The organism is Pseudonocardia sp. Ae505_Ps2 (genome assembly GCF_001932425.1).
Lineage (GTDB): Bacteria > Actinomycetota > Actinomycetes > Mycobacteriales > Pseudonocardiaceae > Pseudonocardia.
Genome location: NZ_MCIP01000001.1, coordinates 215,471 through 227,889, shown reverse-complemented (window position 1 = coordinate 227,889; position 12,419 = coordinate 215,471). Strand labels below are relative to the sequence as shown.

The following is a 12,419-nucleotide window of genomic DNA, read 5'->3' as shown; positions in this document are numbered from 1 at the left end:
GCTCCCGCCGTGCTGTCGATGTGGGACCTGCCGGAGATCCGGTCGGCCCCGCGACGGCCGGGCGTGTGGCCCACGGCAAGGACGGCACCCGGTGCGCGGCACGTGGACGCGATCCGGGACCTGGGGCGTCCCGACCCACGCGTGGCAGCGCCCCGGCCGCCCGCCCGCTGACACCACGAACCGCCCCCCGAACGGAGCGCTGTCCATGAGCACCTCCCCCGGCCACACGCCCACCCCGGATGGCGGGCCCGCCGAGCCCGAGGTCCCCGACACGGCCGAGGACCAGATCGCCTACCTCATCGACCCGGGCTGGCGGCCGACCCCCGGGCAGCCCGATCCCGGGCCGGCCCAGGTGGTGGGGGCCTGGATCCTGCGCGCCGACGGCGGGATCGAGGGGTTCCAGAGCAACCCCGACTACGTCCCGTCGGACCCCGGGTCACCGACCGACCCCGTCGACGCCGTCCTGCAGATCCTGGCCCTCGACCGGGAGGACGGCCTGCGCCCCGAGGACGAGACCATGGAGCTGCTCGACACGGTGCTGGTCGAGGCCCGGCTCGGCGTCGCTCTCGACGAGAACGGCGTCGCGGTCGTCCGGGCGGCACCCGGCGGGGGAGTCGTCCCCGTCGTCACCGCCGCCGCGCACCGCGACCGGGTCACCGGCGTCGCGTCCTGGCGCGAGACCACCGCCGCGGAGCTGGCCGCCGCCCTCCCCACCGAGGGCGTCGACATCGTGGTCAACCCCGACTCGCCCGCCCCTGCGCTGATCCCGGCCGCGAGGCTGCGCTCGCTCGTGGGCGGGGCCCCCACCGGGTGACCGGTTCGCGGGGGATCTCCCCCGTGGCGCGCGCGTGGGGTCCCGTCGTCGCTCCGCGGTGCCGGGGCCCGCACTAGACAGGGGAGGACCGCCGGAACCGACTCTGCCGAAGGGGCGCGATGGAGCCGCGACGCCGTACGGGACCGGTGCCGCGATGAGCGCGGCACTGGCCGTCTCGCCGATGGGCGGTACCGGGCACCGCAGCCTCGCCGACGCCGTGGCCGCGGCACCCGAGGGTGCCGTCATCAGCGTGGCGCCGGGAACCTACACCGAGCCCCTCGTCCTGCGGCAGGCCGTGACGATCCTCGCCGAGGAGGGCCCGGGCACCGTCCGGATCGCCCCTCGCGAGGGGGTCGCGGTGGTGCTGGCCGGGCCGCCGTCGGCGACCGCGCAGCTGTCCGGCATCACCGTGGCGGGCGCCGAGGGGGTGGTCGCGGCGGTGCTGGTGACCAGCGGGGCGCTGCAGCTGAGCGAGTGCGCGGTCACCGGCGCGGGCTGGTCGGCGGTGCTCGCCCGCGACGACGGCGCGGTGCACGCCCGCGACTGCACGCTGACCGCCCCGACGGGCGCGGGGGTCGTCGTCAGCTCCCCGGTGGGCAGCACCGTGTCGCTGTGCCGCATCACCGACGTCGGCACCACCGCGGTCGTGGTGGCCGGCGACGGCGTGCTGGACCTCGCCGCGACCCGGATCGAGAACCCCGCCGGCAACGGCGTGTTCGTCCACGAGCGGGGCCGGCTCACGCTCTCGGGGACGTCGGTGTCCGCGGCGGGCAAGCCGGCCGTCGCCGTCGAGCAGGAGGGTGCGCTCACCGCTTCCGACCTGCGGGTCACCGACACCGCCGGGGCCGGGCTGTACTTCGCGAGCAGTGCCGCGGTGCAGGTCGACGGCGCCGAGATCGGGCCGTGCGGCGCCGTCGGCGTGCACGTCGACCAGGCCTGCCGCCCGCAGCTGCGCGCGCTGACCGTGCGCGCCGCCACCGGGGCCGGGCTGCTGTGGACCGGCCGGGCCTCGGGCACCGCCACCGGATGCACCGTCGGGTCCACCGAGGGCGACGGGCTGCGGGTGACCGGGCGCAGCACCCCCGAGCTCGACGCCGTCGAGACCAGTGGCGACACCGGCGCCGGTGTCGTCGTCGACGACGGCGCCGACCCGTTCCTGCGCCGGCTGCGCGTCCTGGACGCCGGGACCTGTGCCCTGGTCGTCTCCGGTGGTGCCCGCGGCCGCCTGGAGAACGTGGAGATCGAACGCGCGGGCGCCGACGGGGTGCGGGTCACCGACGGGGCCCGCCCGCAGATCGACGGGCTGCGCCTGCGCGGCGCCACCGGGTCCGGTGTGGCCGTCGGCGGTGCGGCGTTGTCGCTGGCCGACGGCGACCTGTCCGCGGTCGGCGGCGACGGCGTCACCGCCGGCACCGGCGCCGACCTGACCCTGCAGCACTGCCGTGTCGTCGGGGCGCCGGGCGCCGGGTTCCGCCTGGGCACGGGCTCCGGCGGCACCCTCGAGGGCTGCGGGGCCGTCGACGGGGGAGCGGACGGGATCGTCGTCGCCACGGCCGAACCGGTCCGGCTGACCGGCTGCACCGCACAGGGCAACGCCGGTGCCGGGCTGCGGGTCACGGCCCCCGCGGCGTCGCTGACCGTCGAACGGCTGGCCAGCCTCGCCAACGGGATCCCAGACGCGCCGGGGCCCCGGTCCGGTGGCCAGGCCGCGGTGGCCGACGGCGGCCCCACGGAGGTCGCCGCACCCGCACCGGGCGCGACATCGGCCCGGCGGCCGACCAACGACCCGCTCGACGCCCTGCACGCGCTCGTCGGTCTGGAGGGGGTGAAGGCCGACGTCACCTCGCTGGTGAACCTCAACAAGATGGCCAAGCGCCGCGTCGACGCCGGGCTGTCCGCCCCGCCGATGGCCCGCCACCTGGTGTTCGCCGGCGCGCCCGGCACCGGCAAGACGACCGTCGCCCGGCTCTACGGCGAGATCCTCGCCCGCCTCGGGGTGCTGCGGTCCGGGCACCTGGTCGAGGTGGCGCGCGCGGACCTGGTCGCCCAGATCATCGGCGGCACCGCGATCAAGACCACCGAGGCGTTCACCAGCGCGCTGGGCGGTGTCCTGTTCATCGACGAGGCCTACACGCTGTCCAGCGGACGAGGCGGCACCGGCCCCGACTTCGGGCGCGAGGCGATCGACACCCTGGTCAAGCTGATGGAGGACCACCGCGACGACGTCGTCGTCATCGCCGCCGGCTACTCGAAGGAGATGCAGCAGTTCCTGGAGGCCAACCCGGGCATGGAGTCCCGCTTCAGCCGGACCATCGAGTTCGCCAACTACGACGCCCCCGAGCTGGTCACGATCGTGCGCAGCCAGTGCGAGCGCCACGACTACCGCCTCGCCCCGGAGGCCGAGCAGGCCCTGCTCGCCTACTTCGAACGGATTCCGAAGGACGGCACGTTCGGCAACGGGCGCACCGCCCGTCGGGTGTTCGAGCGGATGGCCGACCGGCAGGCGTCCCGGCTGAGCTCCGGCGGCGCCGTGGATCCCGCCGACCTGACACTGCTGACCGTGGATGACCTCGAACTCGCCGTCTGAGGCCGTCGCAGGTCCGGGGCTCGACCGGTCAGCCGGAGAACCCCGGGTCCTGCATCGCCGTCATGAGCTCGGTGCGCGACCGGTAGCCGGCGCGCGCGAACATCCGGCCCAGCCTGCCCTCCACACTCTTCTCGCTGACCTGGAGGATCGTGGCGATCGTCCGGTTGCCGAAGCCCTGCCCCACCAGCAGGCCCAGCAGCCGCTCGTTCTCCGCCACGACCGAGGCCCGGCCCGGCACGGTCACGCCGGCGCGGGTCATCAGGCCGCGGACCCAGCTGCGGCACAGCAGCGCGCCGAGCTCCCCGAAGAGGTCGTAGCACTCCCACAGGTCGTCGGGCCCCACGAGATCGAGCTCGCCCAGCATGCCGATGACCGTCGCCAGTTCGAGGGGGATCCCGCGCTCCCGGGCGAGCCGCAGACAGCTCTCGACGGTCGCCCCGTCGCGGTCGACGAAAGAGCGCACGAGCAGCAGGTACAGCTCCGTCCGCGAGGTTCCCAGCATCCCGTGCAGACGTTCCAGCGCCCCGCCCACGCGCCGTGCGCCGTCGGCGTCGCCGCGAGCCATGGCGATGCGCGCCACCTGGAGGTGGGTCGCCTCGGTCCCGATGAGGACACCGCGCTCCTCCGCGTCGGCGACCGAGCTCTGCAGCCGGTCCATCGCCTCGTCGAGGTCCCCGACGGCGACGTCGGCGAGGGCACGGGGGGCGGCGAGCAGATGTCGCAGCGACGACTTCGCCGCGATCGCCTCGTCCAGGAACTCCCGGGCCCGGGTGATGTCGCCCCGGGCCAGCAGCAGGAAGGCGTGGTGCTGCTGGGTCAGCTCCAGGCCCGCGTCGTGCCCCACGACGAGCCCACCGACGCGGTAGCGGCGGGCCAGGTCCTTCGCCTCGGTGGTCCGGCCCTCCAGGAACGCCAGCGAGGCCCGGTCGGACAGGCTCAGCATCTCCGGGGTCAGCCCCTCGCTCGCCATCAGTCGGCGGGCCCGGTCGACCTCGCTGAGCTGGAGCAGGAGTGTGACCAGCCCCTGGACGAAGGCCAGTTGCCGACGGGCGGAGTTGTCCTTCGGCCACAGTTCGCGGTCGGCGAGCAGCGTCTCGAACGTCGCCGGACGTCCCGCACCCAGCTCGGCCATCATCGAGATCGTGTCCCCGAGGTAGGAGTTCGCCCCCGGACCGCGCCACGCCCACCGTGTCTCGTCGAGCAGCTCCAGGGCGTCCCGCCACCGGCCGAGCATGAACAGGGCCAGCGCCCGCCACGAGGACCGGGCGGCCACGTCACCGGGGAGTTCGCGGCGGCCGTGGGCGACGGCGCGGAGCCCCTCGATGTCGCCGAGGCTGCGCATCGAGCCGAGCAGCGTCGCACCGGCGTCGATCACCCACTCCTCGGGCAGGACGTCGCCGAGGTCGTCCAGGACGGACTCGATGATCGTGACGGCGGTGGCGTAGTCACCGGTGCGGTAGCAGCTGGTGGCGTACATCCAGCGGGCCATCGCCTCGTCGGCGCGGTCGGAGGACAGTTCCGCGGCGGCCAGCCACCAGGCCTTCGTCCGGCCCGGGTCGTCGGCGGCACGGATCGTGGCCCGCTGGACCAGCTCGGTCCGGGCCCGGCCGGTGTCCAGCAGCGCGCCCGCCTCGGCGATCCGGTCGGTGAGGTAGTCGGGGTCCTCGGCGCGGGCGGCGCCCGTCCACACCGCGACGACGGCGGTGACGGCCACCCAGCGCCGCTCGTAGGGGCCCAGACAGGCGGCGAGCTCGACCGCCACCTGCGGGACCGGGAAGCGCCAGCCGCCGTCCGCCCCGCCACGGTGCAGCACTCCGGCGTCGACGAGCTCGCCGAGGTGGTCGTGGGCCTGCTCGACGCCGATGTCGAGGCTCGCGGCGAGCAGCCGGGGCAGTGCGGGCCCGAGCGGCGCGAGCAGGGCGACGGCGGTCGCGACCGGCCACATGGCGGGTCCCAGGCGACGCACCGGGCGCAGCAGCGGCCCGTCCGGACGGGGGGTCGGCCCCTGCCCCGGACCGAGGTAGGCGTGCCGGTCGGAGATCACCACCCGGCCTCCCGCCGAGAGGCTTCCCAACAGGTCCAGCACCGCCTCCGGCACCCCCCGCGTCCGCGCGAGCACGAGGTCGACCAGCTCGGGTGCCGGACGGCTGCGCAGCTGCTCGGCCAGCAGGCGCGCGATCTGCGCACGGTCGAGCGGCCGCAGCCGGTGCGAGTCGAGGACGCCGTCGCGACGCAGCGCACGGACCACCGGGACGAAGGGACGCAGGAACCCCGGGACCGGGGTCTGGACGGTGAACACCGCCCGGACTCCGGCCTCGGCCAGGGACGGCACCAGCGCGGCGAGCACCGCGACCGAGTCGGGATCGCTGCGATGCAGGTCGTCGACGAGCAGGGTCAGCCGGTGCCGGTCGAGCACCATCGCGATCGGTGCCGCCACCCGGGCGGCGAGGGCGGGGGAGTGCCGGGCGCCGTCGACCGGGTGCAGCAGCGTCGGCGGGACCCGGTCGAGGACGGCCGTGCTCCCGTCGATCACCGGACCGTCGGGGGTGTAGCGCAGGCGCAGGACCTCGCCGCCGCGGTCCCCGATCCCGGCGCCCAGCCGGTCGAGCAGGGCGGTGCGCCCGATACCCGGCGGTCCGTGCACGAGGGCCGGGCGGGTTCCGTCGTCCGGAAGGTCCGGGACGGGCAAGGGTGCCTCCACAGGGCGGTCGTCGACGACGGCGTGACAGGACGGGGGAGTCCTCGCACCGCGGACGACGAGCGGACATCGGGCCGGTGCCCGGTCTTCCCGGGGGCCGGTCGCGGCGGTGCGGATCGTGCCTCGTCGGTCGATCGTACCGTTCCGCGCTACATGTCATGATCGTCGCAGCTTGCGGGGCCGCATGACAGGGCCGCACGACAGGGACGGTGACGTGGGCAGGGAACGGATCGAGCTCTGTGGTCGGGACGAGGTGCTGGACGCTCTGCGCGGCACTCCAGGGGCGTCGTTGACGGTCCTCCGTGGCCCCACCTCCAGCGGACGGACCGCACTGCTCACCCGGATCGGTGACGAGCTGCGCGAGTCGGGTTCCACCGTCCTGTTCGTGGACGCGGTCCAGGACCACGCGGACTGGGACCGGTTCGGGGTCCGCCCGCTGCTGGCCGCGGTCCGTCGATCCTTCGAGCAGCTCGACCCCGGGCTCGAACTGCCCGGGGCGATGCGGTCGGTGCGCCACCTGGCCACCGCCGAGACCTACGAGTCGATCGCCGGGCGCTCCCGGCTGCGCGCGGAGACCGGTCGCCTCCTCGCCGCGGTCGGCGCCCGGGGCCCGGTCACCGTCGCCGTCGACGACGCCGACCACGTCGAGGCTCCGCTGTTCGTGCTCGCGGAGGCCCGACGCGCCGGGCACCGCGTGCTCGCCGCGACGCGGACGGCACAGCTCCCGACCGAGCAGGTCGCCGAGGTCGGTGACGTCGCCGACGAGATCATCGACCTCCCGATGCTGCCGGACGAGGCATCGGTGGAGATCCTGCGGCGGGCGGCCCGGTCGACCCGGGACTCGTCGACGCCCTGCGGGGCGCGCTCGGGCTGTTGTTCGGGTGCCCGGGAACCCTGATCTCCACCCTGGCCGCGTTGCGTGCGGACGACCGTGTCGTGCGCGTGGACCGCAACCTCTGCCTCCGCGACGACCGCGCGCCGATCGGGCTCCCGACCGGGCACTTCCTGGTGGAGGCGGTGCGCACCGCAGGTCGTGTCGCGGAGGAGCTCGTCGCCCTCGCGGCGGGCCCCACCGGGCTCCGGATCGCCGACCTCGACGCCGTCGCCGGGGCGACCGGGCGGACCGCGGTGGGCTGTGGCGCCGTCGTCGACGCCCTCGCCGCGGAGTCCGCGCTCGAGTGCGACTTCCGGGGGCGCCTGACACCGCTGTGCCGGGCGCTGGGGACCACGGTGCGGGCCGGGCCGGGGGAGGACGCGCTGCGCGACCTGCACGTGCGGATCGGCCGCCGGCTGCAGTCCACGGTCGAGCTCAGCGGCCGCGACGACCTGTCCGCACTCGCCGACCACGTCGCCGCGGCCGGAACGGCGTGGCCCGCCCAGCAGCGGCTGACGGTCGTGTTGCACGACGAGGCCGTCCGCGTCGCCGACAGCGACCCGGACCGCGCGATCACCCGTCTCCGGTCCGCGTGGCGGCACGCCGGGCCCGGACACGGCCGGCGTCGTGTGCAGACCGAGCTGATCCGCACGACCCGGGCCGCGGGCCGCTTCGACGAGCTGGCCGACTTCGTCGCCGACGCCGTCGACGAGGGTGGGTACCGGACGACGGGCTCCCGCACCGAGCTGACCGCGGCCGCCGCGCTCGCCGCCCTGCAGCTCGGCCGCCGGGTGAGCACGCCGGTCCGCTCGGCCCTGGCCGGGATCGGGGACCCCTACTGCCCGCTGGAGCTGTGCGAGCGCTGGTGGCGCGGTGACCACCTCTCGATCGGTGAGCTGGTGCGGGGCTTCGCGCCGCTCGCGCCCGGCGGGCCGGTGTCGACGCTGCGGGACCTGTCCGCGGACTCGCTGCGGGTGCCCGCGGACGTCCGGCACGCGTACTCCCGGCGGCGGCTGGTGCCGCTGCTCCGGTGGCTGCAGGGACCCGGCTACCGGCCGCCGGCCGAGGGCCCGTTCGCGGCGTTCGAGCGCATGATGATCGCCTACGGGGACGGGCGCTGGAACCGGGCGTTGTCGGCGGCCCGGCTGCTGCAGACCCAGGAGTCCGCGGACCTGGTCTCCCGGCCGTGGGCGGCGCTGGCCGCCGCGGCCGTCCATCGCTACCGGGGCCGGGAACGGCGTGCACTGGCGTGGGCGCAGATGATCCCCGAGCTCGACGACACCGACACCGACACCGCCGTGCCCGCGTTGCGGGAGTGGGCGCAGGCGCGGCTCGCCTACACCGGGGAGAACCCGCTGGAGGCGCTGCCCCTGACCTGGGCGGTGTACTGCCGCGAGCTGCGGCGCGGCTCCCCGGGGCCGCACGCCGGTGAGGTCCTGAACTGGCTGGCGATGCTCGCCCGCAGCAGCGGCGACGACGGGTGGCGGCGCCGGATCGGCGAGGCGGTCGAGGAGGCGGTCGCCGCGGAGCCCGAGTCGGTCGGCCCGGAGTACGGCGATCTGATCCGGGCGATGCTCCACGACGACCCCGCCGCCGCCCGCCGGGGCGTCGCGTGGTGGCGTGAACGGGGCAGCCTGCCGGACCTGGCACAGGCGTGCCTGCAGGCCGCCGACGTCGTCGGGGCCGAGGAGGCGGAGCCCCTGCTGCACGAGGCGCTCGCCATCGCCGACGACCTGAAGGCGGTCCGGCTCCGGCGCTCGGTGCGGCGGGCGATGGCGCGGTACGGGATCGCCGTGCGGACCCCCGAGCTCACCGAGCAGCGGCTGTCCGAGCTGGAGATGCAGCTGGTCGAGCTCATCACCGAGGGCCGCTCGAACCGGCAGATCGCGGCCAGGATCACGATGAGCGAGAAGACGGTCGAGAACCACCTCACCCGGCTCTTCGGCAAGACCGGCTGCCGCAACCGGCGCGAGCTGGTCGTCGCGCACCTGGCGGGCCGGCTCACCGGGCTGGCTCCCGAGCCGTGGGAACCCGGCGTCGGGGCCCGTTAGAGTCCGCTGCGTGACCGAATTCGTGAGCCTGTCCGTGGACGCCGGCGTCGGGACGATCCGGATCGACCGCCCGCCGATGAACGCCCTGAACCGCCAGATCCAGGGCGAGCTGCTGGAGGTGGCCGACGAAGCCGCCACCCGCGCCGACGTGCGTGCGGTCGTCGTCCACGGCGGGGAGAAGACCTTCGCCGCGGGAGCGGACGTCAAGGAGATGGCGTCGATGTCCTACTCGGACATGGCCCCGCAGGCCCGCAAGCTCTCCGCCGGGCTGGGCGCGATCTCCACCATCCCGAAGCCGACGGTCGCCGCGGTGACCGGCTACGCCCTCGGCGGCGGCCTGGAGGTCGTGCTCGGTGCGGACCGCCGCATCGCGGGCGACAACGTCAAGCTCGGCTTCCCGGAGATCCTGCTCGGCATCTTCCCCGGCGGCGGCGGCACCCAGCGCGCCGCGCGGCTGATCGGCCCGTCCCGCACCAAGGACCTGATCTACACCGGCCGCATGGTCAAGGCCGACGAGGCCCTGGCGATCGGCCTGGTCGACGAGGTCGTGCCCGCCGACGAGGTCTACACCCGCGCCGTTGCGTGGGCGCAGCAGTTCACCGCGGGCCCCGCCCTGGCCTACGCCGCCGCGAAGAAGGCGATCGACAACGGCCTCGACACCGACCTGCGCACCGGCCTGGACATCGAGTCCGAGCTGTTCGCGGGCGTGTTCGCCACCGACGACGCGAAGGCCGGCATGGCCAGCTTCGTCGAGAACGGCCCCGGCAAGGCCACCTTCACCGGCCGCTGAGCCGCACCGCCCCGCCCGGACGCGCGACGCGCCCGGGCGGGGAGCGGGTCGGCGGCGCCGTTCTGCAAAACTCCTACTCATGAGTTCGGACCCGGCGCCCACCCCGCACGCCACCGCCGAGCAGGTCGAGGCGGCCTGGCACGACCCGAAGCTCGCCAACGTGCTCTACCACGACTGGGAGGCGGGCACCTACGACGAGAAGTGGTCGATCAGCTACGACGAGCGCTGCATCGACTACGCCGTCGGCCGCTTCCGCGCCGCGGCCCCGTGGGACGGCCGCCCCTACCTGCGCGCCCTGGAGCTGGGCAGCGGCACCGGGTTCTTCCTGCTGAACCTCATGCAGGCCGGCGTCGCCGACCGCGGCGTCGTCACCGACCTCTCGCCGGGCATGGTCGCCGCCGCCACCCGCAACGCCGAGCACCTCGGGCTGGAGGTGGAGGGGGCCGTCGTCGACGGCGAGCACATCCCCTTCCCCGACGACAGCTTCGACCTCGTCGTCGGGCACGCGGTGCTGCACCACATCCCCGACGTCGAGGCCGCGTTCCGCGAGGTCCTGCGGGTGCTGGAGCCGGGCGGGCGGTTCGTGTTCGCGGGCGAGCCGACCACCGTCGGCGACGCCTACGCCCGCACGCTCGGGCAGTGGACCTGGAAGGCCACCACCACGCTGACCAAGCTCGGCCCGCTGCGGGGCTGGCGCCGCCCGCAGCACGAGCTCGACGAGTCCTCGCGTGCCGCCGCGCTGGAGTCCGTGGTCGACATCCACACCTTCGACCCGGCCGCGCTGGAGGCCACCGCCCGCCGGGCCGGTGCCGAGGGCGTCGCCGCGCACACCGAGGAGTTCGCCGCGGCCATGCTCGGCTGGCCGGTGCGGACCTTCGAGGCCGCCGTCCCGCCCGGGCGACTCGGGTGGAACTGGGCGATGTTCGCCTACCACGGCTGGCAGCGGCTGTCCTGGCTCGACGAGCACCTGCTCACCCATGTCGTGCCGCGCAGCTGGTTCTACAACGCGCTGATCACCGGGACGAAGCCGAGATGAGCGTTCGGCCCCGCCGGGGCGCCCTCGCCGTCAGACTCGACGACGTGGAGCACCCGCTGGAGCCGTTCTGGCGCGGCGTCATCGCCTACCGCCTGCTGACCCTGCTGACCGTCGTCGGCGTGACGCTCTACCACCTGCGCACCGGCTACGAGCGCCCGCTGGCCGCGGTCGCCGTGCTCGGCGTGATGGTGGCGTGGACGGCCGTGACGTCGTGGGGCTACCTCGGTGGGCTGCCCGGCGCCCCGGACCGCCGCGGCCTGCTGGCCCTGGCCGACCTCGGTGTCTGCGTCGCGGTCATGGCGACGACCCCACTGGTCGTGCGCGTCGCCCACCTCGACGAGGGTGGTCCCGGCATGGGGTCGATCTGGACCTCCGGCGCGGTGCTGGCCTGCGCGGTCGCGTTCCGGATCACCGGCGGCGTGCTCGCCGCCGCCGTGATCACGGTGGCGCTGGTGCTGTCCAAGCAGCGGTTCGGGGTGCTGGAGCTGGGCGACATGCAGCTGCTCCTGCTGGCCGGGCTGACCGTCGGGTTCGCCGCGCACGTGCTGGAGCGCACCGCCGCCCGGCTGCGCCGCCTCGTCGCCGAACAGGCCGCGACCGCCGAACGCGAGCGGCTCACCCGGGCCGTGCACGACGGCGTCCTGCAGGTGCTGGCGCACGTCCAGCGCCGCGGTGCGGAGCTGGGCGGCGGGGCGACCGAGCTGGGTGTGCTCGCCGGGGAGCAGGAGACCGCGCTGCGCGCGCTGCTGTCCGGGTCGGGGACCACCGACGCGTCCGGGCGCCGCGACCTCGCCGCCGCGCTGCGGATCCTCGCCTCGGACCGGGTCACCGTCTCGGCCCCCGGACGGCCGGTCGAGCTGAGCGGGCCGGTCGTCGACGAGGTGGAGGGCGCGGTGCGGGCCGCGCTCGCGAACGTGGCACTGCACGCGGGCCCGGACGCGCGCGCCTGGGTGCTGGTCGAGGAGCTGCCCGGGGCGGTCGAGGTCAGCGTCCGCGACGACGGCCCCGGCATCCCCGAGGGCCGCCTCGCCGAGGCCGAGGCGCAGGGCCGGATGGGGGTGTCCCGCTCGATCCGTGGCCGCGTCGGCGACATCGGCGGGACACTGAGGTGTTCTCAGTAGCGGGGTGGCAGGTCGTGGCGACACGCCGAGGGTGGTGAGATGAGCGGGAACGGGGCAGGACCCCGGTAGATCGGTTCGGTCCAGCACAGATCGACACCGTCACCGAGGTCCTGCATGTCTGATCCTGTCACCTACACCGCTGTCCTCCCGATCGGGGAGCGCACCGTGGCCTATCTGGCGCGGCTCCTGGTCCTTCAACGCCGTCGACGTGGCACCCGGCGGCGGGCGTTGACCCCGTTCGCCCAGGCAGTGCTGGTGATCCGCTGGTTCTGTGATGCTACCCGGGTCCGATGTTCGGCCGGTGACAACGCGATCAGCACTGCAACGGCCTACCGTTACCTGCACGAAGGCATCGACGTCCTCGCCGCGGCCGCACCCGGCCTGCACGGAGCCCTGCTCGCCGCCCGCACAGCCGGGCACACCCACGTGAATCTCGACGGCACCCTGA

At 75.1% G+C, this 12,419-nt stretch carries 8 protein-coding genes and 1 pseudogene; 8 read left to right on the top strand and 1 reads right to left on the bottom strand.

The genetic code is table 11. The features are described 5' to 3' along the window. Nucleotides 1-205 precede the first annotated feature (205 nt). Both Ae505Ps2_RS31705 and Ae505Ps2_RS01055 read left to right on the top strand, forming a co-directional pair. Nucleotides 206-814 carry a type VII secretion system-associated protein gene (locus Ae505Ps2_RS31705; RefSeq protein ID WP_158071527.1) on the top strand — a complete coding sequence of 203 codons (609 nt, stop codon included), beginning with the start codon at nt 206-208 and terminating at the stop codon, nt 812-814. Nucleotides 815-968: 154 nt separating this feature from the next. After that, a complete protein-coding gene (locus Ae505Ps2_RS01055; protein ID WP_075333803.1) occupies nt 969-3,401 on the top strand; it encodes a right-handed parallel beta-helix repeat-containing protein in 2,433 nt (810 codons plus the stop codon). 28 nt (nt 3,402-3,429) lie between these two features. Here the strand turns inward: Ae505Ps2_RS01055 and Ae505Ps2_RS01050 are convergent, their stop codons facing one another. Continuing rightward, nucleotides 3,430-6,090 carry an AAA family ATPase gene (locus tag Ae505Ps2_RS01050; protein ID WP_139320108.1) on the bottom strand — a complete coding sequence of 887 codons (2,661 nt, stop codon included), beginning with the start codon at nt 6,088-6,090 and terminating at the stop codon, nt 3,430-3,432. Between the two features lie 223 nt (nt 6,091-6,313). Between Ae505Ps2_RS01050 and Ae505Ps2_RS01045 the strand changes: the two genes are divergently transcribed. The 6 genes and pseudogenes from Ae505Ps2_RS01045 to Ae505Ps2_RS31700 all read left to right on the top strand — a co-directional run. Then, nucleotides 6,314-6,997: an AAA family ATPase gene (locus Ae505Ps2_RS01045; protein WP_075553335.1), complete on the top strand. Its 684-nt coding sequence runs from the start codon at nt 6,314-6,316 to the stop codon at nt 6,995-6,997. A 17-nt stretch (nt 6,998-7,014) separates the two neighbouring features. Then, the gene (locus Ae505Ps2_RS01040) at nt 7,015-9,024 is read left to right on the top strand and encodes a helix-turn-helix transcriptional regulator (protein WP_139320107.1); all 2,010 of its coding nucleotides are present in this window, start codon (nt 7,015-7,017) and stop codon (nt 9,022-9,024) included. 10 nt (nt 9,025-9,034) lie between these two features. Continuing rightward, on the top strand, nt 9,035-9,814 hold the full coding sequence (locus Ae505Ps2_RS01035) for an enoyl-CoA hydratase/isomerase family protein (protein ID WP_020624499.1): 780 nt from the start codon (nt 9,035-9,037) through the stop codon (nt 9,812-9,814). A gap of 79 nt (nt 9,815-9,893) precedes the next feature. Beyond that, nucleotides 9,894-10,850, top strand: coding sequence for a class I SAM-dependent methyltransferase (locus tag Ae505Ps2_RS01030; RefSeq protein WP_020624500.1), 957 nt, complete (start codon nt 9,894-9,896; stop codon nt 10,848-10,850). Continuing rightward, the gene (locus tag Ae505Ps2_RS01025; protein WP_084786176.1) at nt 10,847-11,971 is read left to right on the top strand and encodes a DUF5931 domain-containing protein; all 1,125 of its coding nucleotides are present in this window, start codon (nt 10,847-10,849) and stop codon (nt 11,969-11,971) included. Before Ae505Ps2_RS01030 ends, Ae505Ps2_RS01025 begins: the two co-directional genes overlap by 4 nt. Before the next feature lie 114 nt (nt 11,972-12,085). Beyond that, nucleotides 12,086-12,419 (top strand): annotated as a pseudogene (locus tag Ae505Ps2_RS31700) (IS5/IS1182 family transposase); the annotation flags it as partial.